Annotated in this window: 16 protein-coding genes; 11 read left to right on the top strand and 5 right to left on the bottom strand. The window is 49.2% G+C overall.

What is annotated here, in order from left to right; translation table 11 throughout:
- Nucleotides 1-265: 265 nt before the first annotated feature.
- Both QT984_RS14125 and hisD read right to left on the bottom strand, forming a co-directional pair.
- Nucleotides 266-694 (bottom strand): universal stress protein, encoded by a 429-nt coding sequence (locus QT984_RS14125; protein ID WP_333054823.1) that lies wholly within the window; start codon nt 692-694, stop codon nt 266-268.
- Between the two features lie 324 nt (nt 695-1,018).
- The gene (gene hisD / locus QT984_RS14130) at nt 1,019-2,332 is read right to left on the bottom strand and encodes a histidinol dehydrogenase (RefSeq protein WP_333054821.1); all 1,314 of its coding nucleotides are present in this window, start codon (nt 2,330-2,332) and stop codon (nt 1,019-1,021) included.
- 1,149 nt (nt 2,333-3,481) lie between these two features.
- Here hisD and rpsT point away from each other — a divergent pair.
- The 7 genes from rpsT to QT984_RS14165 all read left to right on the top strand — a co-directional run bounded on the left by rpsT (nt 3,482) and on the right by QT984_RS14165 (nt 16,542).
- Complete coding sequence (rpsT, locus tag QT984_RS14135; RefSeq protein WP_333041544.1) at nt 3,482-3,784, top strand: 30S ribosomal protein S20; 303 nt, start codon at nt 3,482-3,484, stop codon at nt 3,782-3,784.
- 357 nt (nt 3,785-4,141) lie between these two features.
- Nucleotides 4,142-4,921 carry a TatD family hydrolase gene (locus QT984_RS14140; protein ID WP_333054820.1) on the top strand — a complete coding sequence of 260 codons (780 nt, stop codon included), beginning with the start codon at nt 4,142-4,144 and terminating at the stop codon, nt 4,919-4,921.
- Nucleotides 4,890-5,072 (top strand): hypothetical protein, encoded by a 183-nt coding sequence (locus QT984_RS14145; RefSeq protein WP_333054818.1) that lies wholly within the window; start codon nt 4,890-4,892, stop codon nt 5,070-5,072. Before QT984_RS14140 ends, QT984_RS14145 begins: the two co-directional genes overlap by 32 nt.
- A 452-nt stretch (nt 5,073-5,524) precedes the next feature.
- Nucleotides 5,525-8,911, top strand: a complete 3,387-nt coding sequence (gene rpoB, locus QT984_RS14150) for a DNA-directed RNA polymerase subunit beta (RefSeq protein ID WP_333054817.1) — start codon at nt 5,525-5,527, stop codon at nt 8,909-8,911.
- A 162-nt stretch (nt 8,912-9,073) separates the two neighbouring features.
- Complete coding sequence (locus tag QT984_RS14155) at nt 9,074-10,162, top strand: HNH endonuclease (protein WP_333054816.1); 1,089 nt, start codon at nt 9,074-9,076, stop codon at nt 10,160-10,162.
- 83 nt (nt 10,163-10,245) lie between these two features.
- Nucleotides 10,246-12,120 (top strand): DNA-directed RNA polymerase subunit gamma, encoded by a 1,875-nt coding sequence (locus QT984_RS14160; protein ID WP_333054814.1) that lies wholly within the window; start codon nt 10,246-10,248, stop codon nt 12,118-12,120.
- A gap of 291 nt (nt 12,121-12,411) precedes the next feature.
- Nucleotides 12,412-16,542: a DNA-directed RNA polymerase subunit beta'' gene (locus QT984_RS14165; protein ID WP_333054813.1), complete on the top strand. Its 4,131-nt coding sequence runs from the start codon at nt 12,412-12,414 to the stop codon at nt 16,540-16,542.
- 310 nt (nt 16,543-16,852) lie between these two features.
- On the opposite strand, the gene QT984_RS14170 is transcribed toward QT984_RS14165, so the two are convergent.
- Nucleotides 16,853-17,248 (bottom strand): response regulator, encoded by a 396-nt coding sequence (locus tag QT984_RS14170; protein ID WP_006632892.1) that lies wholly within the window; start codon nt 17,246-17,248, stop codon nt 16,853-16,855.
- Between the two features lie 2,077 nt (nt 17,249-19,325).
- On the opposite strand from QT984_RS14170, the gene QT984_RS14175 reads away from it, so the two are divergent.
- The 3 genes from QT984_RS14175 to QT984_RS14185 all read left to right on the top strand — a co-directional run bounded on the left by QT984_RS14175 (nt 19,326) and on the right by QT984_RS14185 (nt 23,796).
- On the top strand, nt 19,326-21,878 hold the full coding sequence (locus QT984_RS14175; protein WP_333054812.1) for a DNA topoisomerase (ATP-hydrolyzing): 2,553 nt from the start codon (nt 19,326-19,328) through the stop codon (nt 21,876-21,878).
- A gap of 152 nt (nt 21,879-22,030) precedes the next feature.
- A complete protein-coding gene (locus QT984_RS14180; protein WP_333208267.1) occupies nt 22,031-23,518 on the top strand; it encodes an ATP-binding cassette domain-containing protein in 1,488 nt (495 codons plus the stop codon).
- A 125-nt stretch (nt 23,519-23,643) separates the two neighbouring features.
- Complete coding sequence (locus tag QT984_RS14185) at nt 23,644-23,796, top strand: chlorophyll A-B binding protein (RefSeq protein WP_333054810.1); 153 nt, start codon at nt 23,644-23,646, stop codon at nt 23,794-23,796.
- A 211-nt stretch (nt 23,797-24,007) separates the two neighbouring features.
- Here QT984_RS14185 and rpoD read toward each other — a convergent pair whose 3' ends face one another.
- Nucleotides 24,008-25,174, bottom strand: a complete 1,167-nt coding sequence (gene rpoD / locus QT984_RS14190; RefSeq protein ID WP_333054809.1) for an RNA polymerase sigma factor RpoD — start codon at nt 25,172-25,174, stop codon at nt 24,008-24,010.
- 289 nt (nt 25,175-25,463) lie between these two features.
- Between rpoD and QT984_RS14195 the strand changes: the two genes are divergently transcribed.
- Entirely contained in the window at nt 25,464-25,712 is a 249-nt protein-coding gene (locus tag QT984_RS14195; RefSeq protein ID WP_333054807.1) for a hypothetical protein, read from the top strand.
- 148 nt (nt 25,713-25,860) lie between these two features.
- On the opposite strand, the gene QT984_RS14200 is transcribed toward QT984_RS14195, so the two are convergent.
- Complete coding sequence (locus QT984_RS14200) at nt 25,861-26,025, bottom strand: hypothetical protein (RefSeq protein WP_333054806.1); 165 nt, start codon at nt 26,023-26,025, stop codon at nt 25,861-25,863.
- Nucleotides 26,026-26,085: the final 60 nt, after the last annotated feature.

Raw genomic sequence — 26,085 nt, forward strand, 5'->3', positions numbered from 1 at the left:
ACTGCCGCAAGGATAGATAGTTTTAAGGTATGTCGCAGAACCAAGAATCCCCTCGCCTTCAGGCAGGGGAGTGTCAATAAACATCAAGGGGGTACGATACCCGGATTTGGTATTAATAGCTATCTTGGTTTATGTAAATGCAATAGTCGATCGCATGGGAGCATCTCAGTTTTGTAAAAAGCATTTTTTTTATTGTAGTGCGAGCGGGGACGCTCGCACTGTAAATGCAAAACTGAGATGCTCCCGATCGCATTTACCAGCCTACTTACTTCGCCCGCACCACCAACACCGAACAAGGAGCCTCAGCCACAACCTCCGCACTCACCGAACCCTCCAAAATCCGCTTTAAACCAGTCAAACCCCGACAGCCGATCGCAATTAAATCCGCCTTATAGATATGAGCCAAACGGACAATTTCTTCTGCAGGTTGTCCCGATACAATTTCCAATTCACTCTGGCAAGGCAACTTTTCCTGATAAGATTGCAGCAACTTCTCTACCTCTCGGTAAGCAATCTCATCTCCCTGAGCGTGAGGTCGATCGACAACCGCGTCAAAATCCGACCTACCAGAACTCACAACATGAACTAGAATCACCTTGGCCGTCGATTCTAGCTGAAATTGTCCTACAACTTGCAAAACCCGTTCTGCAAGCTCTGAATTGTCGATCGCTACCAAAACAGTATTCAATACCATGCACCTTTAAATTTCCGATATTTAGACTTTAAATTTTTCGATGATTCTCGCCTACTGTCCACAATTTCGCGCTTCCCACCAACATAATTATTACCTACCCATAAACCCGGTTTCTTAACATAATTGCGTCTTTTCAGCAAGATTCTTGAAGAAACCGGGTTTCTTAAACCCGCAGTGCGTAAGTAAGTAGGTGCAAATAAACTGGGTCGATTGTCACAGAATGTAAAGCTACCATAATCGCAAGAGAATTGCTTCCTTTCATTGCATTTCAATCGCTTTTGACTACCTATGTATTTTGCCGATCGCCCATCTCAAATTTACCATCTAAAACTCACCCTTTCCCTCATTTTCAGTCCGCAGCCGCACCGAATCAGCGTGAGAAGGAAGCCCCTCTGCTTCGGCCAAAACATTAATCGCCCTACTCACCTTCTTAAGTGCAGCCGGCGAATATTGAATCAAACTCGAATGCTTCATAAAAGTTTCGACACCCAGCGGCGACGCATAGCGCGGAGCCCCAGAAGTCGGCAAAGTGTGATTCGGGCCAGCCAAATAATCACCTACAGCTTCCGGCGTCGAGCATCCCAAGAAAATCGCCCCAGCGTGGCGAATTTGGTCGAGCAAAGCCCAAGGATCTGCAACTTGCAATTCCAAGTGTTCGGGCGCAAACTCGTTAGAGAGTTCCGCCGCCGCTTTGAGCGAGTCAACTACCACGACTAAACCATAGTTGACGATCGCCTTTTCTGTTAAAGTTCGGCGCGGGTGATTTGCCAACTGTCTGTCTACCTCAGCCACCACCTTCCTAGCCAGCACCGAATCCGCCGTCAGCAAAATTGCCGACGCCATCGAATCGTGCTCAGCTTGAGCCAACATATCCGCAGCCACGTGTACAGGATTCGCCGAACCATCCGCAATAATCAACACCTCCGACGGGCCAGCCAGAGAATCGATCCCCACAGTCCCGTAAACCAGTTTTTTAGCCAGGGTGACGTAAATATTCCCCGGCCCAGTAATTAAATCCACCTTCGGAATAGTTTCCGTACCGTAGGCTAAAGCTGCGATCGCCTGCGCCCCGCCTACCCGATAAATCTCATCAACTCCCGCTTCCTGAGCCGCTACCAGCACCGCAGGATTCATTTTCTTCTCCTGTCCGGGGGGAGTACACATCACCAGTCTCGGCACCTTGGCGACCTTCGCAGGAACCGCATTCATGATCACCGAGCTTGGATAGGACGCCTGACCGCCAGGAATGTAGATTCCCGCTCGATCGACCGGCGTGTAGCGCTTGCCCAAAACAATCTCGTCATCACCAAACTGCACCCAAGACTTGGGTACGCGCTGTCGGTGAAACGCCTCTACCTGTTTGCAAGCTGTGCGGATTGCATTTAATAATTCTTTAGACACCTGCTGATAAGCAGCATCCAATTCGGCGCCACTCACCCGTAAATCTTCCACATTTAGGGTCATGCGGTCAAATTCAGCAGTGTAGTGCAGCACAGCCTGATCGCCTCTGCGCCTTACAGCTTGCAGCACCTCCCGCACGGTGGCTTCTTTGTGAACGACAAGTTCGTCATGGGTGCGATCGCAGATCCGTCGCAGTTCAGCTTGTGCCTCAACCCACTGAGTAATGATTCGCAGCATGGAGATTAGGAATGCCGTCTATAACTTCACTAACATTTGCTTGACAATTTGGGATTTTTGTGGCTATCTCCTAGAGAAGTAGGTCACCACCAGTCCACAAGCTTAAACCGCGAGAGTCGCGGCATTTTCCAAGGCTTCAGTGCAGCATTTAAATCTCTGTCGAGGATTTTGCAACACTGAGGACAAGTCACAACCTTCTCTCTTGAATTGCCCGCCAGAGAACCGGTTGCGGAGGGAGAGGGTGGGAACGCAGAGGGGAGAGTGTCCGACCCCGATAATATCCGAGAGGGAGAGTGTTCGAGGGGGAGAATTTTGATTCTGCCTTCTACCTTCTACCTTCAGATCCGGCTGTCTTCTACCTTCTACCTTCAGCTTTTTACCTTCTACCTTCGGTAAGTGCTTCTTGCCGAAGCCCAAATAACCCGTATTCTTTCTTATAGCTTAACTTGGATTTTTCAGAGAATTGGATTTTCAGCAAAATAGGTGCTATATTAGTTTTTCCAACACCTGATAATTTTTTTATAAAAAAACGCCAAATTATTGTATACTTGAAAATTGCGCGCAAGAAACCGTGACTTTAACTCGTGACGGTGGAAACACCGCAAAACGCCTCTGTAAAACCCGTGTCATACCTTTGGGTATTGTCAGGGGTAAAGAACAGGCAGTTAACTACCAGCCGGGAAGTCCCTCGGTATATTTAGAGGGGATTAATCAGAGCGCTGCGCCCCGTACCCCGTTGGGAATTACTCCTTGGGATGAAAGGCTCGTCGGGTGTAGGTACCGAAACCGACAATTATTCTTTTATACCCCAAGATGATCGGGAAATACTCTGATACTATATTAGCAAGTGGGGGTGGAACTACCTCACTATAAAAAGCCTTTGAAAAAAAGGAAAAAGAAGCTTGCGCTCTAACTGTACTCAGTTGACCGTCAGGCTTGTTCACATGAGTCAATAAAAAATTATTGCGCGGGCGTCGCCAAAAAGTAGCCACAGACTCAGCTCAATCTGAGCGCATGGAAAGTGGCTGTCTTACTCCGCCATTAAAAATCAAGCTTTTTGCGGATCGATCCCGAAAAGGTTGTCCTTGAAAATCCCCGTGTCTTTAGACTAGGGCGTATCCATGAATACCTACTTCCAGCAACTGAACTATGGCAAATATTAAGTCCGCCGTCAAACGAGTCAAAATCGCCGAACGTAACCGCTTGTACAACAAATCTTACAAGTCAGCGGTCAAAACTTTGATGAAGAAGTATTTCGCTGCGGTAGACAAGTACGCCGCAGCTCCGAGCCCGGAATTAATGCAAGAAGTCCAGCAGCGAATGTCTGAGGCATACAGCAAAATTGACAAAGCTGTCAAAAAAGGTGTACTCCACCGCAACAACGGCGCTCGCAAAAAGTCCCGCTTGGCAAGAACCCTCAAGCCACACGAAGCATCCTCGGTAGCATCTTAAGGAAGCAGAAAGTTCGGCAACGAAGCAGTGTACAAGATTGAAGGGATGGATGTTGAGGGAAGAAGTCAATCGATTTTCGATTTTCGATTTTCGATTTTCGATTGAAGCATTGACTTGCGCGAGATAAATACGTTCGGCAAGTTTCATCGGATACAGGTTTTTTATTTCTGGACGGATGAATCACGTGGCGGGTATCCTGGATGCGGGAATTGTCAAGCGTGAAGCAGGAAGAAGGAAGAAAGAAGACGGAAGATTTTTCCCACACACTCTCTCCCACTCCCACTCCCCGACTCTCTCACTCCCCCCTCGCCCTATCCCACCAAGACTCTCCCGTATCACCTCTAATCTGCTTCCCCCATGCAGCTCATCGACACTCACGTTCATATCAACTTTGAAATCTACAAATCTGAGTTAGAAGCCATTCGAGAACGCTGGCGCGAAGCTGGTGTAGTTCGGCTGGTTCATTCTTGTGTAGAGCCAGAAGAGTTTGCCGGCATTCAAGCAATCGCCAATCAGTTTGCAGAAGTCTCGTTTGCGGTTGGACTTCACCCCCTAGATGCGGACAAGTGGAAAGACGAGACTGCGAGCCAGATTAGGGAATTAGCAAGTTCGGACTCTAGGGTAGTAGCGATCGGCGAAACCGGACTGGACTTTTATAAAGCTGACGATCGAGAACACCAGTTTAAAGTGTTTGAGGCACAGCTTGCAATCGCCCAGGAACTTGACAAACCAGTCATTATCCACTGTCGCGACGCCGCCGCCCCAATGGCCGAAATGCTGAGGAACTTTTGGCAAACACGCGGGCCCGTGCGCGGGGTCATGCACTGCTGGGGAGGCACACCCGAAGAAACCCAGTGGTTTTTAGACCTAGGTTTCTACATTAGTTTTAGCGGAACAGTCACCTTTAAAAAAGCCTTGCAAATACAAGAATCAGCTTGTATGGTAAATAGCGATCGCATCCTAGTCGAGACAGATTGCCCTTTTCTCGCCCCCGTACCCCAGCGGGGAAAACGCAACGAACCAGCCTATGTCTACTACGTAGCCGAGCAAGTTGCTAAATTGAGAGGAGTTTCTCTCTTAACTTTGTCCCAGCAGACAACCGAAAATGCCTGTCAGCTATTCGGCTTTTCTGTTTAGTTATAGCAGAGCACAGAAAGGAGAAAAACAGGTTGATTTAGGAGCCAGCGATCGGGATAATCCCATTTCTATCCTGCCAGAAAAACCGGATTCATCCTTTATTGGAGATTCTTTTGGCGTTGCCTGTTGCGATCGGATTTGCGTCCTATAATAAAAAGAACCGACCGATCGGGCGTTGGCTTAGTATCCGATCCTGCGAGGTCGCCCAGGAACTACCAACACAACGCGAGTACGCTAAACTTCGGGATCGGTCAAAACTTCAGGCAATACCTCAAACTTACACACTCAAACTTACACATCAGAAGAAACTTGGAACCTCAGCAATTTGGCAATAGCTGTCAAGTCAATTTTAGGAGTCAAAAGTGTAGGGAATTCACCCCGGGATACCACGAGATCAGAGCTAAAAGCATCTCGATCGAAACTAAAATCCGCACAAAAATACTGCGAGCCCCAAGCAATAATAACCGTTGCAGCAGTTGGCAGGCGATCGAAAACATCATATAAATTCTCTCACACAATCCATCAAAAAAACGCAACAAGGTAAAAAAAACCCAGCCTTGGCGCCATGTAAAAAGCTAGAGCCACTGCGGAAAAAGGACACCCATGACCACTAAAGATTACACAGAATTCGCCTTCACCTTGCCCGACCTGATCGAAATCCAGCGGGCAAGTTTTCGCTGGTTTCTAGAAGCCGGGCTGATCGAAGAACTCGACAGCTTCTCCCCGATTACAGACTACACGGGCAAGCTGGAACTCCACTTCATGGGCAAAGACTTCAAACTCAAGCGCCCCAAATATGATGTGGACGAAGCCAAGCGCCGGGACAGCACCTACTCGGTGCAAATGTACGTCCCCACCCGCCTGATTAACAAAGAAACAGGGGAAATCAAAGAACAAGAAGTCTTCATCGGCGACTTGCCCCTGATGACCGAGCGCGGCACTTTCATCATCAACGGCGCAGAACGGGTCATCGTCAACCAAATCGTGCGTTCCCCCGGCGTGTACTACAAATCGGAAACCGACAAAAACGGTCGCCGTTCCTACAACGCCTCGCTCATCCCTAACCGGGGCGCGTGGCTCAAGTTCGAGACAGACAAAAACGATTTAGTCTGGGTCAGAATCGACAAAACCCGCAAACTATCGGCTCAGGTGCTGCTCAAAGCCCTCGGACTTACAGACGGCGAAATCTACGACTCCCTGCGGCACCCGGAATACTTCCAAAAGACGATCGAGAAAGAAGGACAATTCGGCGAAGAAGAAGCTTTGATGGAGCTCTACCGCAAACTCCGTCCCGGTGAACCCCCCACCGTAGCGGGCGGCGAACAGCTCCTCAACTCGCGCTTTTTCGACCCCAAACGCTACGATTTGGGCCGAGTCGGCCGTTACAAACTCAACAAAAAATTGCGCTTGACAGTCCCCGATACCACGCGGGTGCTGACATCCCAAGATATTTTGACAGCGATCGACTACTTAATTAACCTCGAATTCGACATCGGCTCCACCGACGACATCGACCACTTAGGCAACCGTCGCGTCCGCAGTGTCGGAGAACTGCTGCAAAACCAAGTCCGAGTCGGCCTCAACCGCTTAGAACGGATCATCCGCGAAAGAATGACAGTCTCGGATGCCGACTCCCTCAGCCCAGCTTCTCTGGTCAACCCCAAACCGCTGGTAGCAGCAATCAAGGAATTCTTCGGTTCCTCCCAGCTATCGCAGTTTATGGATCAAACCAACCCTCTGGCAGAACTGACTCACAAACGTCGGCTTTCCGCCTTGGGCCCAGGAGGTCTGACTCGCGAACGCGCCGGGTTTGCAGTACGTGACATTCACCCGTCCCACTACGGCCGGATTTGCCCGATCGAAACACCAGAAGGCCCCAACGCCGGTCTGATCGGTTCCTTAGCAACCCACGCCCGCGTCAACCCCTACGGCTTCATCGAAACTCCTTTTTATCCAGTAGAAAAAGGACGGGTGCTGCGCGACAAAGCCCCTGTTTACATGACAGCCGACGAAGAAGACGATTTGCGCGTCGCCCCCGGAGACATCAGCCTCGACGAAAACAACAACCTCTTGGGCGAAACCGTAGCCGTCCGCTACCGCCAAGAGTTTACTACCACCACTCCCATGCAGGTGGACTACATGGCGATTTCGCCCGTGCAAATCGTCTCCGTCGCGACATCGCTGATTCCGTTCTTGGAACACGACGACGCCAACCGAGCTCTGATGGGATCGAATATGCAGCGGCAAGCTGTGCCGCTACTGAAACCAGAACGGCCCCTCGTCGGTACGGGCTTGGAAGCTCAGGCGGCGCGAGATTCGGGGATGGTTGTGGTTTCCCGGATCGACGGCGAGGTGATATACATCGACGCTACCCGGATTATTGTCAAACCCCTGGCTGTAGATGCCGAATCGAATTCCAGCGAAGAACATTTCCTGATTAAGGAATACGACGATCTCAAAGTCAAACAGCCCTCGGTTTGGAAGCAAAAATATGCTGGCTGCATCGAACACGAACTGCAAAAATATCAGCGTTCTAACCAGGATACTTGTTTAAACCAGCGTCCGCTGATTTATGAGGGCGATCGCGTCGTAGCAGGTCAAGTGCTCGCCGATGGTTCCTCTACCGAAGGGGCAGAACTCGCTCTGGGCCACAACATCCTCGTAGCTTATATGCCTTGGGAAGGCTACAACTACGAAGACGCGATGCTAATTAGCGAGCGTTTGGTGTACGAAGATGTCTACACTTCGATCCACATTGAAAAATACGAAATCGAAGCCCGTCAAACTAAACTCGGCCCCGAAGAAATCACTCGTGAAATTCCTAACGTCGGCGAAGACGCGCTGCGCCAGCTAGACGAACAAGGAATTATCCGCAAAGGTGCTTGGGTAGAAGCCAGCGACATCCTAGTCGGCAAAGTCACCCCCAAAGGCGAATCCGACCAACCGCCGGAAGAAAAACTGCTGAGGGCAATCTTCGGCGAAAAAGCCCGCGACGTGCGCGACAATTCCCTCCGCGTCCCTAACGGCGAAAAAGGCCGCGTGGTGGACGTGCGGGTGTTTACCCGCGAACAGGGCGATGAACTGCCCCCCGGCGCCAACATGGTCGTCCGCGTCTACGTGGCTCAAAAGCGGAAGATTCAAGTCGGCGACAAAATGGCCGGCCGCCACGGAAATAAGGGTATTGTGTCCCGGATTCTGCCGATGGAGGATATGCCTTATTTGCCCGACGGGACTCCGGTTGACATAGTGCTCAATCCCTTGGGCGTACCGTCGCGGATGAACGTAGGTCAGATTTTTGAGTGCTTGCTGGGATGGGCGGGCGAAAATCTGTCGATGCGGTTCAAGATGGTGCCTTTTGATGAAATGCACGGGGCTGAAAAGTCGCGGGAAACCGTACACGGTAAGCTACAGGAGGCACGGGAAAAAACCGGTAAGCCTTGGGTGTTTAATGAAAAGCACCCCGGCAAGACTATTGTCTACGATGGCAGAACTGGGGAACCGTTCGATCGCCCGATCACAGTCGGCATCGCTTATATGCTGAAGCTGGTTCACTTGGTAGACGATAAGATCCACGCCCGTAGCACAGGCCCTTACTCGCTGGTAACGCAGCAGCCTTTGGGCGGCAAAGCGCAGCAGGGGGGTCAGCGGTTCGGAGAAATGGAAGTCTGGGCTCTGGAAGCGTTCGGCGCCGCTTATACTTTGCAAGAGTTGCTGACTGTCAAGTCGGACGATATGCAGGGGCGGAATGAAGCGCTGAATGCGATCGTCAAAGGCAAAGCTATCCCGCGCCCCGGTACGCCGGAATCTTTCAAGGTGCTGATGCGGGAGTTGCAGTCTTTGTGCTTGGATATTGCTGTGCACAAGGTGAATACGTCCGACGAGGGCAGCGAGCACGTTGAGGTGGATTTGATGGCAGATGCTGGGGGCAAGCGATCGCCCTCCCGGCCTACTTACGAATCGCTTTCTCGTGACGAACTTGACGAGGATTAGGGATTTTAGATTTTAGATTTTAGATTTTAGATTGAAGAATTGTTTGACAGCATTCAATCTTACATCTCACATCTAAAATCGAGAAGTCCCAATTAAAATGCCTCAGCAGTGGTACGAACACTGGTGAGGCGAATCAACGCTCTTAAGAGGAGAGACGCTGACATGACTATTGTAACAGTTGTCCCAGGAATAGAAGGAGAATTTGACCGGGCGACAGGCTGTATTAACTGGCAAGGGAGCAAGTTTGGCAACGGTTACGGGCGCAAGTGGCTCGATGGCAAAACGGTATTAGTCCACCGATTAGTCCTCGAATCAAAAATAGCAGGATTCCTTGGTTCCGGTTATTTTGCTTGCCACACCTGCGACAATCGAAGCTGCATCAACCCAGCACATCTCGTAGCGGGAACTGCGGCTGAAAATACCGGGCAGATGATGGGGCGCGATCGCAAAACTCCCAGACGCAAAAGTATTCCCGGTATTGGCATATTGTCGATCGCACAACTACGGGAAATTCAGACTAAATATTTATCTGGAACCATCAAGAACCACCTAGCAAAAGAGTATGGAGTACAACATGAAACTATTATTAAGATACTTCAGACAAATATTCCCGATAACTTCACTACAGTTTCACCCAATTTTTTAGGAGAAATTCAAGACAGCGGCTGCATCATTTTCTCAGGTGGAAAGGATGGTCAAGGTTATGGCAGATACTGGAAAAATGGGAAATTAAAATCAGTTACCCGTGCTGTTTTAGCCGAGAAATTAGGATATGAACTTCCGACTTCGATGGATGCTTGTCATACCTGCGACAATCCCAGTTGCATCAATCCAGAACACCTTTGGGCTGGTACTCGCACTCAAAATTTGTTAGATGCTTCTAAGAAAGGACGCACTCAAGGCAAAAGTCATCCTCTTTCCAATGCCAAATTAGATTGGGAAAAGGTGCGAGAAATTCGACAAAAGCTAGCAGCAGGAGAGAGGATGAAGGATGTAGCACAGGAATACAGTGTCGGCCGCAAAACCATACACGATATTAAATATCACGTCACTTGGAAAGAAGCAGGTCAACAGGTTCCACTTCCTCGCATGGGTGGACATCTCGATCGCAAATTTACTTTTGCTCAAGCTCTTGAAATCAGAGAACGAATTCAAGCCGGAGAATCCATTGCTAAAATTGCTCAGGAATTTGAGGTGTCCAGAAATGTCATTTCTGATATCAAAAGGAATGTCACATATAGAGGAGAATAAAATTGATTTAAGCCGCAAAACAAGCAAACAAAAAAGATAAATTACCACAAATAATCGACTGTAAATCATCAATTGGAGTCAAAATGGCTAAGATAGAACAACGCTTTGATTACGTCAAGATAGGGTTAGCTTCACCAGAAAGAATTCGACAGTGGGGAGAGAGAACTTTACCCAACGGTCAGATAACCGGCGAGGTGACAAAACCCGAAACAATTAATTATAGGACATTAAAACCTGAAATGGATGGCTTGTTTTGCGAGCGCATTTTTGGGCCTGCCAAAGATTGGGAATGTCATTGTGGGAAGTACAAACGAGTTCGCCATAGAGGCATTGTTTGCGAAAGATGCGGTGTTGAAGTCACTGAATCTCGCGTCCGCCGCCATCGCATGGGCTTTATCAAATTAGCAGCTCCAGTCGCTCACGTTTGGTATCTCAAAGGCATCCCGAGTTACATGGCAATTCTGTTAGATATGCCGCTGCGAGATGTCGAACAAATCGTGTATTTCAATGCCTACGTTGTCCTCAATGCAGGTAATGCAGAGAAGCTGCAATACAAGCAATTGCTTACAGAAGATGCTTGGCTGGAAATAGAAGACGAACTTTACAGCGAAGATTCCACACTCACAGGTGTAGAAGTAGGGATTGGTGCTGAAGCTTTGCAAGTTTTGCTGCAAAATATTCCGCTAGAAAGTGAAGCGGAAAAGTTGCGGGAAGATATTGCTAATGCTAAAGGTCAAAAACGGGCGAAGTTAATTAAACGCTTGCGAGTGATTGACAACTTCATCGCTACGGGTTCTCAACCCGATTGGATGGTGCTCAATGTGATTCCGGTGATTCCCCCGGACTTGCGGCCGATGGTGCAGTTAGACGGCGGGCGTTTTGCAACGAGTGACCTCAACGACCTTTATCGGAGAGTCATCAACCGCAATAACCGCTTGGCGAGACTGCAAGAAATTCTGGCGCCGGAGATTATCATCCGCAACGAAAAGCGGATGCTACAAGAAGCTGTGGATGCGCTGATTGACAACGGTCGCCGGGGCCGGACTGTGGTGGGCGCAAACAACCGCCCGCTGAAGTCGCTGTCGGACATCATTGAAGGGAAACAAGGGCGCTTCCGGCAAAACTTGCTCGGGAAACGAGTTGATTACTCCGGGCGTTCGGTGATTGTGGTGGGGCCGAAACTGAAGATTCATCAGTGCGGTTTGCCGAGGGAAATGGCGATCGAACTTTTCCAGCCTTTCGTCATCCACCGCTTGATCCGCCAAGGATTGGTCAACAACATCAAAGCTGCCAAAAAACTGATCCAGCGCAACGATCCCAGCGTTTGGGACGTGCTTCAGGAGGTGATTGAAGGACACCCGGTCATGCTAAACCGGGCGCCGACCCTCCACCGTTTGGGGATTCAAGCCTTTGAGCCGATTTTGGTGGACGGGAGGGCAATTCAGCTTCACCCGCTAGTCTGTCCGGCTTTTAACGCTGACTTTGACGGCGACCAAATGGCCGTGCACGTGCCTTTGTCTTTGGAATCTCAGGCGGAAGCGCGCTTGCTGATGCTGGCTTCTAACAACATCATGTCGCCGGCAACCGGAAGACCGATCGTTACTCCTTCTCAAGATATGGTGCTCGGTTGCTATTACTTAACAGCCGAAAATCCTGACGCTCAAAAAGGAGCCGGTCACTATTTCTCCAACCTTACCGACGCGGTTGTAGCTTACGAACAAGGAGTCGTTGACTTGCACTCCTATGTGTGGGTGAGGTTTCAAGGCGCTATCGAAAACATAGAACCTGAAGGAGAACCACTGAAGGTAGAACGCTCTACCGACGGTATCGTGACGAAAGAATACAAGTTCCGCCGAGTTCGGGAAGACGGAGACGGCAAGGTGCTCAATCAGTTCATTCGCACTACTCCGGGCCGGATTATTTATCACCAAACTATTGAGTCGGTGATAAATAATTAGGAGGTAATGGGTAAGGGGTGGTGGGTAATTACTAATAAGTAATCGCTAATAAATAATGGTGATTTAAGTTAGGAAATTTACCCATTACTGCTTACTAATTACTAATCAATACGGTTGGGTTAATGTTGGGTGGGTGAAATGTTGGGTGGGTGAAATGTTGGGTGGGTGAAATGTCGGGTTTCGTTCCTCAACCCAACCTACTTACTACTGCCCTCTGCCTCGCAGCAAGAGAGCCTCCTGCGTCAATATTCCAATTACCAATTACTACTACTACTACTACTACTCAGAAAAATGACAGAAAATAAGGAAATTGTTTTTCGCAATCGAGTTGTTGACAAAGGTCAGCTCAAAAAATTAATCTCTTGGTCTTTCATGCACTACGGAACGGCCCGTACAGCGCAAATGGCAGATAAACTCAAAGACTTGGGTTTCCGCTTTGCGACACGGGCCGGAGTTTCGATTAGCGTAGATGACTTGCAGGTGCCACCGTCGAAACGATCGCTCCTAGATGCAGCCGAAGAAGAAATCCGCATCACCGAACAAAAATACACCAGAGGCGAAATCACCGAAGTAGAACGGTTCCAAAAAGTAATCGACACCTGGAACAGCACCTCAGAAGACCTCAAAGACGAAGTAGTCAAAAACTTCCGAGCCACAGACCCCCTAAACTCCGTCTACATGATGGCCTTCTCCGGGGCGCGGGGAAACATTTCTCAAGTGCGGCAGCTAGTCGGAATGCGCGGATTGATGGCAGACCCGCAGGGGGAAATTATTGACTTGCCAATTAAAACCAACTTCCGCGAAGGACTCACCGTCACCGAATACATTATTTCTTCCTACGGCGCGCGCAAAGGCTTGGTAGATACAGCCTTGCGGACAGCAGACTCTGGCTATCTTACTCGCCGTTTGGTGGATGTGTCCCAGGATGTAATTGTGCGCGAAGTAGACTGCGGCACCCAGCGGGGAATTCGAGTCCGGCCGATGACGGACGGAGCAACAGTGCTGATTCCCCTCAAGGACAGGCTGCTAGGGCGCGTGTTGGCGAGGGATGCGGTGCACCCCAAAACGGGGGAAATCGTGACTTACGGCAGCGAAAAAGCCGTCCGAAATCAGCCAATTACCGATGAGTTGGCAACGGAAATTGGTAAAGCTGGGGTGGCAGAAGTGTATTTACGATCGCCCCTGACTTGTGAATCGACTCGATCGGTTTGTCAGCACTGCTACGGCTGGAGTCTGGCCCACTTGAAAATGGTGGACATGGGAGAAGCGATCGGGATTATTGCAGCTCAGTCGATCGGCGAACCGGGAACCCAGCTCACCATGCGTACCTTCCACACCGGCGGCGTATTCACCGGAGAAGTCGCCAAACAAGAACGCGCCCCCTTCCCCGGCGTAGTGAAATTCAAGAACCTGCGTACTCGCTCCTTCCGCACCAGACACGGCGAAGAAGCACTGGTAGCCGAAAACAACGGCAAACTCGTATTTGAAGGCGACGGATTTGAAGAAGGAAAATCCGGTGCCAAAAATCAAAAACTGAAAATCGAATTGGCGATCGTCCAGGGTTCTACTCTGATGGTCAAAGACGGACAGCGCGCCATTCCCGGTCAAGTTTTGGCAGAAGTGCCGATCGTCGGTCGCGCCGCCCGCAAAACTACGGAAAAAGTGACTACAGACGTAGCTTCCGACTTAGCCGGAGAAGCCAAATTTGCTGATTTGGTGCCAGAAGAAAAAACCGACCGCCAAGGGAACACAACCCGCACAGCCAGCAAAGGCGGGCTGATTTGGATTCTCTCAGGAGAAGTCTACAACTTACCCCCCGGCGCCGAACCAGCAGTGAAAAATGGCGATCGCATTCCAGCAGAAAGCGTGATTGCCGAAACTAAACTCGTCTCCGAACACGGTGGCGTAGTCCGCATCGCTGACCCCAGAGAAATCGAAATTATCACCGCCCAAGTCCTGCTCGACCAAGCAGTCGTGCGGGCCGAAAGTGCAGGCGGCCGCGACCACTACACGATCGAAACATCTTCTAAGCAGCGGTTTTCCCTCAAGACAGCCCCAGGAAGCAAAGTCATCAACGGAGAAGTCGTCGCCGAACTGCTCGACGACAGCTACCGCACAGCTACAGGAGGCATCGTCAAGTACGGCGGAGTCGAAGTCCACAAGCGCGGCAAAGCTAAACTTGGCTACGAAGTCGTGAAGGGGGGGACTCTGCTCTGGATACCGGAAGAGTGCCACGAGGTCAATAAGGATATTTCTCTACTGCTGGTGGAAGATGGCCAGTACGTAGAGGCCGGTACAGAAGTCGTTAAGGATATTTTCTGCCAAACCAGCGGGGCAGTGGAAATCACTCAGAAAAATGACATCCTCCGGGAAATTGTGATCAAGCCGGGGACGCTCCATGTAGTTGACCGCCCGCCGCTAACTTTCGGGGAAGGTCAAATCGTCAACGCCGGTCAAGAGATTTCCCCAGGCTTGATTGCCGAAGAGTTGGGCTATGCCGAGTATATCGAAACTCCCGAAGGCCCGGCTTTGCTGCTGCGGCCGGTGGTGGAGTTCCCGGTGCCGGATAAGCCACCAGTGCCTTCTCAGACGGCGCTGAATGAGTCGATCTCTTTGAAAGCAGTGCAGCGACTCCCTTATAAGGATGGGGAGCGCGTCAAATCTGTCGAGGGATTGGAACTGCTGCGGACTCAGCTTATTTTGGAAATTGGTTCGGGAGCTCCGCAACTGGCGGCGGATATCGAGCTGCTGCCGGATGAGGACGATGCTATGGCTTTTGGAGCCGACGGTTCGGGCCCGGCTTGGGGTTCGCCTGAAGACGTTAGTGCGTCGCAAGAGTTGGCCATGGCTGTGGCTGATGGGGGCGATCGAGTTTCCAAGACTTTCCGCTTGCAGCTAGTCATTTTGGAATCGCTAGTAATTCGGCGGGATGTGTCTGCTGATCCGACTCAGGGCAGCACTCACACGCGGCTGTTGGTGGAGGATGGGCAGTCGATCGCGCCCGGGGCAGTAGTCGCCCGCACAGAGATTCTCTGCAAAGAAGCGGGTATCGTGCGGGGCATCCGTGAGGGCCAGGGCGAACCAGTGCGCCGACTGTTGGTGATGCGAGATGCGGATTCTATTTCCATCTCTGTCGCCAGCACGCCGGATGTAAGTCCGGGTCAACTGCTGGTAGCTGGTACCGAAATAGCTCCAGGCGTCGTTCTCGAAGAATCCGGCCAAGTTGTGAAGGTTGTCCCTGCCTCAGAGACAGAACCGGCCAAACTCTTGCTCAGAATAGCTCGTCCTTACCGAGTTTCCGCCGGTGCCGTGCTGCACGTAGACGACGGCGACTTGGTGCAGCGGGGTGACAACTTGGTGATTCTGGTGTTTGAGCGGGCAAAGACTGGGGATATCATCCAAGGTTTGCCACGGATTGAGGAACTTCTGGAAGGACGGAAGCCCAAGGAAGCCTGTATTTTAGCCAAGCGGCCGGGGACGGCTCGCGTGGTTACGGATGACGACGTTGTGGAACTTGCGGTGATTGAGGATGATGGCCGGATTGAGGAGTATCCTTTGTTGCCCGGTCAAAACCCGATCGTTTCCGACGGACAGCGCGTAGGCGTCGCCGAAGCTTTGACCGATGGGCCTGCTAACCCCCACGAAATTCTGGAGGTGTTCTTCCACGTGCTTAAGGAGCGGCAGTCTACTTTTGAGGCGGCTTTGGAGAGTTTCCAACAGGTGCAGACGTTTTTGGTGAATGAGGTGCAGTCGGTTTATCAGTCTCAGGGCGTGGATATTTCCGACAAGCACATCGAGGTAATCGTCCGCCAGATGACCAACAAAGTCAGGATGGAGGATGGTGGCGATACTACCATGCTCCCCGGCGAGTTGGTGGAGTTGCGGCAGGTTGAGCAGGTGAATGAGGCGATGTCAATTACTGGTGGAGCACCGGCGGATTATACTCCGGTGTTGCTGGGGATTACTAAGGCTTCGCTGAATACTGATAGCTTTATTTCCGCTGCTTCGTTCCAGGAGACTACGCGGGTGTTGACTGAGGCTGCGATCGAGGGTAAATCCGACTGGCTGCGGGGCCTGAAGGAAAATGTGATTATCGGCCGCCTGATTCCTGCGGGTACTGGGTTCAATGCCTATGAGGATGCTGGGGTGCAGGATGCGGGTTTTGATGGTGCTGTTTTTGATGACGATATCCACGATTTGCAGGAGGATGTGGTGCTTGACGATCGCACTGCGCGTCGTGCTTATACGATCGAGAGCGGTTATGAGATTGGGCGTCCGTCCGATCTTGAGCCTGATGAGGATTTTGAGGAAGTTGAGGTTGATGAGGACGATTTTGTCGCTGAGACTGAGGATGATGCTTTGGGCTCGGATGTTGATGATGAGGATGATATTGGTTTTGATTTTGATGAGGATGAGGATTAATCGCAGTTTTGAGGCTGCATGAAGTGAGTGAATGGTGTTGCGATCGCTGAGGATAATTTGGTTCCACGGGCGCCGCACACTTCGATTTCATGACTTGAAAAATCTCAAATTATCCTCACTAATTAACAGTCCGAACTCATAGCATTGTGCGATGAGACATCCAAAGGAAGAAGGAAGAAGAAAGATTCAGAGTTTAAACAAACTTTGTAAATAAGAGAGTTTTAATTGTTTGTTGGTTTAAACAAACAATTCTTTCTTCCTTCTTCCTTTTTCCTTTTTCCTTCTTATTCCTTTTTCATGTATGGTTCACTCAATCAGGTAGCAAAGCCTTGATTTGATTCACAAACTCTTGATGGTCTACCACAGGCTTAGAGATGTAACCGTCGGCACCGCTTTGATCTAGAAATGTTTCTTTATCACCAGCCATCGCGTGAGCAGTCACCAAAATAATCGGCAGCGAGGCTGTTTGCGGGTCAGCTTTGAGCAGTTGAGTAATCTTAATGCCGTCAACAGATTTGCCCTGGTACACGCTGCGGGAAAGAGACACATCCATTAAAATCAAATCAGCTTCGCCGTTGGCAGCAATCTGCATCACCTCTTCAACATTTTCCGTGTGTTTCACGGCTAAGCCCCCCCGCTTAGTCAGAATTTTGGAAAAAACCCGAGCATTAACCAAATCGTCCTCTACAATCAGAACGGTTTTCATAAATAAATATGGGAAGTATAGAAACTTTGTGACTTTAGTCCAAAGAGGAACACGACACGGGGACTACATTCCCCGTCAAAAATGCAGAGTTTTTAGCGCCATCAGCCGGGAACCCTGCAAAACCCGTATGTATATCCTTGAGCCACTAGCTGTCAGAGGGTTTACAGATGCCTAGAAGCATCCAGTACCATCATTTAGACTACTATACACAGACAGTTTAGTTCTTTTTTATAACTAGACCTGCTACTGGTGACAGTCTCAAGATTCTCAGGTAGCAGGTTTCTAGTACAATCCTGGACGCATGGACGACGCCTCGCAACCAGGTTTTTGCTAGTTTTGGCGGGCTATAACGAACTATTGCTATGAAAAAACCCGGTTTGTGACTACCCGTGAGTCCTGCACTTATAGTACCCTCTCTTTCGGTCAAGCCTCCAGCTTCTACCATTTTAGATTTTAGATTTTAGATTTTAGATTTTAGATTTTAGATTTTAGATTTTAGATTTTAGATTTTAGATTTTAGATGGGAACTGATTGACTGGATATCAGTTTGGATCACGGATATACAGTTTCACTATTTTTTGAACTGGTATTAGATTCGGGAATGTGTGATAATTATTTTCCTTCTTCCTGATTAGAATCAAGCCATGTTTATTCACATACTCCCGTCGCCACCGCATTCAAAGTAGCGAATCTAGCGGGGATTGTTGGAGATTTTTAATTCTCAGTTTTAACCCCTCAAAACGGCTGAAAATATCGACGCTTCCGTTCATCTAGTGGATGTCAGACTAGGAGATAGCGCCAGGAGAGCTTTTGACTGATGAATTATATTAATATGGCATTTTTGACACTCTCAGCGAGTCACGACCACGCTCTATGGTTGAATAAGCCCAAAAATGGGAGTTCACTCATCAGAAAAAATGGGTAGAAACCCCGTGCTTCTAGCACGGCTTTATATTTTTGATTTACTACCGCCTTGGGATTGGTTAACGGGAGTGTACTTTTGTATTGCACTTTCAACGGGACAATTACCGCTTCCAATCTTCCAATCCTGTACGCATAGTATTTTGCACGGGTTGTACCTCCCATGAATGGGGTAATGTTAGCTTCGACAATGTTTCGAGAGCTTGTTAGACCTGCAACACTGTTCCTGTTACCTTAGAACTGTTTAATTGCTTCGGACAGAGCAGGGGACTAGCTACGCATCCACAGGGTGTCGTGACTCTCAAAACGTAGGCAATTAAGCCTTAGTCTGGTCAGTACGGCTTGCCAGATTTCTCTTGCAAGCCCCGTGTCTTTAGACCGGGGTTACTGACAGTCCAGTCGCCTCTACACGATCGGAACAAGTACCAGTCCCAGAGATATTCCAATTCTGCTTACTTTTCTTTTTTAATACTTTCGGAGTCCATCACGCTTCCAAAATACGGTAGGTAAGCTCGATCGTCTACCATTGCTGCTTGATCCACGCTACGGCTGTACCGAGACGAGCTCAATCTGGGGTTTCTCCTGAAGAGAATATTTCTTCGTGTAGATGGTTATTCCTAATTGCAATTAAATTCTATCATAGATTGACGGGGACTCAAGTCCCTCGTGACCGAAAGCATCGAGGATACCCGCCACGTGATTCATCCGTCCAGAAATAAAAAACCTGTATCCGATCAAGGAGCCCCCGAATTTATCTCGCGCAAGTCAATGCTTCAATTCTTTAATCTAAAATCTAAAATCGCGCAATCGATTGACGCTTTCCTAGGAAGAGCTAAAGCCTCACTAGGTTCTGAGTTTATGGCCTTCCGTGTACTCCTGTGAATCAACCTTCTCACGGCAGAAGGTAAATAGACAGGTAGGCGCAAATGAAGGCAACATAGAGGTTAGGGTAAGAGTGGAGAGTAAGAGGCAAGTGTTGCCCGTCTTCGGGACTCTGATTCTGCTTTCACAAGTTAAGTTTATTTTTATTCTTCAACTGGCCGCTTTGGTCGAACTTTCGGTTCGTCTGGGGCAAAGGCTTTTCAATCGAGACAGGAAACCTCGGCATTATTGACAGAGGCTGTTTTCACTCAGGAATTAACGGACACAAGGACTCATGGCTAAACAACTCAACCTACTTTCCGGGCAAGTAATTTCTACGCCTCTGCACGCCGAGATGCAGCAATCGTACCTCGAATATGCCATGAGTGTGATCGTCGGGCGAGCTTTGCCTGATGTCCGCGACGGTTTAAAACCAGTTCACCGTCGAATTTTATATGCGATGCACGAACTCGGTCTGACGCCAGACCGACCTTACCGTAAGTGTGCCCGGGTAGTTGGAGATGTTTTGGGAAAATATCACCCCCACGGCGACCAATCGGTTTACGACGCTCTGGTACGCATGGTTCAGGAGTTTTCGAGTCGCTATCCTTTACTGGCGGGTCACGGCAATTTCGGTTCGGTGGACAATGATCCGGCGGCTGCTATGCGGTATACGGAAACGAGGCTGGCACCGATCGCCCACGAAGCTATGCTAACCCAAGTCGGCGATGCAACTGTTGATTTTACTGGTAATTTTGACAATTCCCAGCAGGAACCGACGGCGCTGCCTGCTCAGTTGCCGTTTCTGTTACTCAACGGCTGTACGGGCATTGCTGTGGGGATGGCAACTAATATCCCGCCGCACAATTTGGGGGAGGTGGTAGACGGTTTAATTGCTTTGATTGAAAACCCGGAACTATCCGATGAGAAGTTGATAGAACTGATTCCAGGCCCGGATTTTCCAACCGGGGGGGAAATCGTCGCTACAGAGGGCATTGTTGACGCCTACACTAAGGGTCGAGGCAGCATTGCGGTCAGGGGTGTGGCCGGGGTGGAAGAGGTGCCTGGTAATCGCAAGGTGCGTACTAAAACGGCGATCGTGGTGACGGAGTTTCCGTTTCAGGTAAATAAGGCGGCTTGGATTGAAAAGGTGGCGGAGTTGGTTAATGCTGGCCGCCTCGACGGTATTTCTGATTTGCGTGACGAGAGCGATCGCGAAGGGATTCGAGTGGTGATTGAACTCAAGCGGGAATTTACTCCAGAAGCGGTTCTCGCTCGCCTTTACCAACAAACTGACCTGCAAACAAATTTTGGGGCGATTTTGCTGGCAATTGTCAACGGTCAACCGCGACAGTTGACGCTGAGACAATTGTTGCAGGAATTTCTGGATTTCCGGGAAGTGACTCTTACCCGCCGCTACAATTACGAGTTGCAGGCTGCGGAACGCCGGTGTCACATTGTCGAAGGCTTAATGTTGGCTTTGACAAATCTCGATACAGCGATCGACATTCTCAGAAATTCTCCTGACGGCTCTACTGCTAAGCAAACTTTCCAAGTTCGCCTAAATTTGAGCGAAAGTCAAGCTGATGCGATTTTGGCGATGCCGATGCGTAGGCTGACTGGTTTGGAAAGGCAAAATTTGCAGTCTGAGTTTGATGAGTTGATGGCTAATATTCAAGAATTGCAGCGGTTGTTGAGCGACAGGCGCGAGCTTTTGAAGGCTTTAAAGAAGGAATTTCGATCGCTCAAACGCAAGTACGCTGACCCCCGCCGCACTAAATTCGCCAATGGAACTGCACGCGCAGCAAACGCCGAATCACAATTTGCTGGTAAGAAAAATTCTGGGGTGAAGCAGTTGTCGCCGGCAACGATTCAGCCGAACTTATTGCCCGTTCTAGAGCCAGAGGAAACTATTGTTGAATTTTCGCACAAGCAGTACGTGCGACGCTTGCCTGCTGGGGAAAAGCCACGCTCGAAAAGTCGCGAAAAATCGGTTTCAGCTTTAGAAAAAAATGAAGATTTTATTGTGACGGCAAATCTGACGAAAACCGATCGCACTTTGGTCGTCTTAACTCCTAACGGCAAAGCTTACCCGCTGAAAGTGGCGGATATTCCTAGTAGTAGCGCCAAAGACCGGGGAAGGCCGATCGTTAGTTTGTTGTCGCCGAGTGCTACTAAAGACAGTGCCGATCGCGCTTTGTCGGAAATCACAGTTGCACACTTTATTTTGCCGGAAAATTCGGAGGCGGCGGATTTAGTAACTCTGACTCAGCAAGGAAAAATTAAGCGCTTGGCGATGCAGGAATTTGCTGATTTGACTAATCGTGGCGTTACTGTTGTTAAACTCAAGGAGGACGATCGGCTGCGCTGTGCGAGTCTGGCTAAAGTCGGCGAGCAAGTGGCGATCGCAACTTCAGGAGGCCGAGTCCTCCGGTTTGAGATTGATGATGAACAACTGCCGCCAATGGGCCGCGCGGCCCAGGGTTCTCAAGTAACCAGGTTGCGGAAGCAGGAACAGTTGGTGGGCTGCATCACTCTCGACCCGAACGACAGTCTGGTGCTATTTTCCGAGTTGGGTTGGGCAAAACGAATGCCGGCAGGTTCTGTCAGACTTACTAACCGGGGCGAAATTGGCACTCAAGCTTTTCGCTTCTCAGAGCCTAAAGATGCTTTAGTTGGCTTGCTGCAGGCTGTTCCGGGTACGGATGTCAAACTTTTTACTAATTCTGGCCGCCTGCTGCGATCGACTATTGATGCTATAGCTTTTTGGGGGAAAGATGCTGCGGGCGATCGAGTTTTTGACCTGAATCCAGGTGAAAAAATTATCAAAGTTATCAGCAGTCAGTAGTCATTAGTCATGGGTCATTGGTAATGGGGAATTATTCTTCTTGCAGGACTTCTTAAGCCTTGTTCCCAGGCTATGCCTGGGAATACATACTCGGAGGCTCTGCCTCCAATTCCCCAATCTAAAATCTAAAATCTAAAATCTAAAATTGTTTAATGGCGCAAGTTGTATTAGAAAATATCTACAAAAGCTTTCCTCTCCGCCAAGGAGAACAGGAAAAAGAAGCAAACACCGTCGCAGAAAGTGTCTCGCATCTAGCCGAGCGCCCTGCGTCTAACAGCGTTTTGCGGCGCATTAACCTGACGGTCGAAGACGGGGAGTTCATGGTGCTGGTGGGCCCTTCTGGCTGCGGAAAAAGCACTTTGCTGCGATCGATCGCCGGTTTGGAAGTTTTGACGGCCGGCAATATTTGGGTTGGCGATCGACTCCTTAACGATTTGCCTCCTAAAGACCGAGATATCGCTATGGTATTTCAAAATTATGCTCTCTATCCTCACTTAACAGTTTACGATAATCTCGCCTTTGGATTGCGCCGCTCGGAAAGGGAGAAGGAAGAAGGAAGTTCGGCAACGGATTCTGTAACGGATGTAACGGATGTAACTGATAGAAGGAAGAAGGAACAAGGAACAAGGGAAAAGGGAGCAGCTAGAAGGAAGCAGCTAGAAGGGAGCAGAGAGAAGGGAGAAGAGACAGAAAAAGAAAAAGGAAGCAGGGAGAAGGCAGAAAAAATCAGGAATCAGGTAAAAGAGCTTATTAATTATTTAGCTTCTAATACTTTAAACAACGAGCGAATATATGCTTTATGGGAGGATTTTTTGGTAGGAGCTACTCGCAAGTTGCCTCCAGGTTTGCGCTATTTGTCGGAACGGGAAAAGGCTGTAGGGAAACGAGTGCGGGAGGTAGCTGAATTATTGCAAATAGAATCTCTTTTAAATCGCTTGCCGAAACAACTTTCGGGAGGGCAAAAGCAGCGGGTAGCTTTGGGTAGGGCGATGGCTAGGAATCCTGAAGTTTTTTTGATGGACGAACCGCTATCGAATCTGGATGCAAAATTGAGGGCCCAAACGAGATCGCAAATTGTGCAGTTGCAGCGACAGTTGGGAACTACAACTATTTATGTAACTCACGACCAAACTGAGGCGATGACTATGGGCGATCGCATTGCTATTATGAAGGTCGGCCAGATTCAGCAAGTAGCTCAACCTCTAGAGCTTTACAACAAGCCGGCTAATCTGTTTGTGGCTGAGTTTATCGGTTCTCCGCCGATGAATTTTTTGTCTGTGGAATTTAGTGCTCCGCTGTTGATTTCTCACCCGCAATTTCGCTTTACTTTACCCGATATTTGGGCAAAAAGTCTACAACAATATGACGGGCGAAGGCTGATTTTGGGCATTCGGCCGGAACATCTGAGCATTAACCCTCCGGCTACCAAAAATCTTTCGGTACAAGTGGAAATTGTAGAGGCTTTGGGACACGAAACTTATTTGGGGGTTTGTTTGACGGATGCTCCGGCGGTGAGGATGCAAGTGCGGGTTCCTCCTGAGCGATCGATCCGAGTTGGCGAAGAGCTTTGGTTGGCTATCGCCCATGACAAGATTCACTTGTTCGACCCTGATACCGAGTTGGCTATTTTTCCTAGTTAGGCAAAATCCTCAAGGTCGATCGACCGTTGTGACCGATATCACCAATCACAAGCTTGCATTTTTATCAAGGAATGTTATATTTATTTACATAAGCCTTACAAAAGTTAACGAAGGGAGTTCGCACTATGCAAGAACAAAAACGCAATGCTTGGAACTGGGGCTTCACCGAAGGCGCCGAAAATTGGAACGGTCGTTTGGCGATGATTGGTTTCTCTGTCGCTGTCATCATCGAATTGGTTTCCGGTCAAGGTCTGCTTCACTTTTGGGGCGTGATGTAATTTTCTAGTTAAGACTTTTTTGACAATGCAAAGCTTGGGAGTTCCGTTACGGACTCCCAAAATTTTGACAGCGCGATTTGGGCCACAAATAGGCAATTGCTCCCGGCAGTTAGCAGCACAAAATTTAACAGCTATAGCTCAAACCGGGTCGGGGGGTTCCCCCCCCCAAAAGAGTGATAATCACTCTTTCGGGTGATGCTAGCAAATTACTCTAGCGGATATATTCTTTCAAGATGCTGTTCCGGTTGGGATGGCGCAACTTCCGCAAAGCTTTAGCCTCGATTTGGCGAATCCGCTCGCGGGTGACGTTAAAGATTTGACCAATTTCCTCCAAGGTCTTCATCCGTCCGTCATCTAAGCCGTAACGCAGCCGCAGTACATCCCGTTCGCGGGGGCTGAGAGTATCCAAAACGCTTTCCAAGTCTTCCCTGAGCAGGTTTTTGGAGACTTGATCTTCTGGTGTTTCCCCGTCAGATTCAATAAAGTCTCCCAGACGTGAGTCTTCCTCTTTGCCGATCGGAGTTTCTAGAGAGATTGGCAATTGTGCGGACTTAGCAATGAACCGCAACTTCTCGATCGTCATTTCCATGCGGGTAGCAATTTCTTCTTCCGTAGGCTTGCGACCCATTTCCTGAGACAGGAGTTTAGTAGTTTTCTTGATCCGCGAAATGGTTTCGTAAAGGTGAACAGGTAGGCGGATAGTGCGCGATTGGTCGGCAATTGCTCGGGTGATAGCCTGACGTATCCACCAAGTTGCGTAGGTAGAAAACTTGTAGCCTTTTTCGTGATCGAATTTTTCAGCGGCCCGGATCAGACCCAAAGAGCCTTCCTGAATCAAATCTTGGAAAGACAAACCGCGATTCATGTATTTTTTGGCGATCGACACCACCAAACGCAGGTTTGATTGCACCATTTTTTCCTTGGCCCGACGGCCGACGTGAAGTCGGTGACGGAATGCAGGAAGTGCCATATCTACAGCATTCGCCCATTCGCTGTCTTTGGGTTCGCGGTTATACTCTTCGAGCAGTTGTTCTCGAACTCGCTCTAATTCCAGCAAATCTGCAATCTTGCGCGCTAGTTCAATCTCTTCGTCAGCTCGCAGCAGTCGAATCCGACCGATTTCTTGCAGGTAAAGACGAATAGAGTCTTCAGTATAATGCTTTTTCTTTGCCTGTGCCCGACGGCGGGCTTTGGCGCCTTTGCCAGCTTTAGTGTCGTCCTCAGATTGAGAGTCTAAGAATTCTTCTCGATCATCTTCTTCGTCGATAAAGAGTTCCAACTCGCTCTCAGGTAGAACGCTTTCGGCGCCCCGAAGCAACTCGAGTGTTTCCATTTCCGGTGTAATTGTGGTTGCGAGTACGGTGTTAGCCTGGATCATGCCGTCTTCCTCATGCTCCTGAATTAAAGAATAAATAACAGTGGAATAGTGTCTGTTTGTAGTTTAGACAAGTTAGCCAGTATTGACATTCCCGCAGGAAAAAATAGTGGGATTTTCGGTTTGCTAGCTGAATCTGTTACCGAAACTGCACCTGTTTTATGAGTCACGGTTCGAGTTCTGGTTTGAAGCAGGCAGCGCATTCAATCGATCGCAAATTTTAACATCGCGACCTTGAATTGAGCTAGCGGCTTTTTCTTTCGGAACGAGTTACCACATCACCTGCGATACCTTGCCCACAGAAGCAAACCATGAAGTGCGATCGATCGCACTTCCAAAAATACTGGCTTTTTTACTCGGTACTTCGAGCTTTTACCCGTACAAGTTTTCCCGCACGGAACCCTCTAACTTTTGTATTGGAGGTATCGAACTTTTGATTCGCCTTGCTTTCACTCTGGTTGTCAGACATGACAGTTGCACGGCAAATTTTCGCCACCTTGGATGTCGGTCTGCTGCCTCAAATGCAACAGCAGAGGGTTGAAGCACCAAAAGGGGAGAATCGGATCTTGCCAAGACCTTCCCGATTGTAGCCTTTCTCACAAAAAATGGAAGTTGTTTTCCATTGTTTGTCAAGAACTAGGAAAACTCTGTCAGCTTAGCTTGACAATACTAACTCATGTCCAGCTCTGCTAAATCCTGAGAACGGCCCGCAAAAACTTTGGCACGATCGAACGGCGCTGTTTTCTGCGTATATCTGGGTGAACGGCTGCGGCGTAGTTGGCCAGACAGTTAGCAGACAATTTTTGAGTTGCCCAAATTGGAACCAATACCATCCGTGTAGATACACCCATCATTACCCTGTTTCCCTGAATTGAATCATACGCAATCTGCGATTGAATAAAGCTCGTAGCTTT

Origin of the sequence: Microcoleus sp. Z1_B2 (assembly GCF_036700325.1) — a bacterium.
GTDB lineage: Bacteria > Cyanobacteriota > Cyanobacteriia > Cyanobacteriales > Microcoleaceae > Microcoleus.